The sequence below is a fragment of the Salinimicrobium oceani genome (genome assembly GCF_012037645.1).
The window spans coordinates 1-471 of the sequence record NZ_JAAVJR010000552.1 but is presented as its reverse complement, the minus strand read 5'-3'; the positions used below and the strand labels follow the sequence as shown (position 1 = coordinate 471).

The window sequence follows — 471 nt, the reverse complement described above, 5'->3', positions numbered from 1 at the left end:
AATTATCCGTTATAAGATCGACCTTTTAATATTCTATCTGCAAATGGTTGAAAAGCTTTATAGAATTTCTCCATATTAGAAGCAAACCATTTTGTTCGTTTTTCCCAATTTTCTTCATTCTGAAACTCGCCGAAATCTTTAAAGAATTCAGGTTCAGGATATTCAAATTTTATTTTTGAAGCTTTTCTATTTTCACCACCATCAAATATCAATTCATGACCAAATCTGTCTTCGATCTCCTTTTGATGCTTTTTAAATTCTTCAACAATTTCATTTTCGGGATCATTAGGGAAGTATAGTTCAATTCTGTTTGTTTTACGGCCTATGCAGAAATTATAACGGCCAGCACCTCTAATAAAACCAATATCAAAATAAGGCTTGGGAGTTACAGAGTCTAAGTACCTGAAATTATTTTGTTGTAGCTCTTTTTTCAGCATTGTCCAAAACCTAACTAATCGATTTTCTGTTTCA

At 31.8% G+C, this 471-nt stretch carries 1 protein-coding gene; it reads right to left on the bottom strand.

Going from position 1 to position 471, the window contains the following annotated elements:
* Positions 1 to 2 precede the first annotated feature (2 nt).
* Positions 3 to 471: DUF4268 domain-containing protein (locus HC175_RS18200; protein ID WP_168139661.1), on the bottom strand; the 469-nt coding region annotated here is incomplete at its 5' end.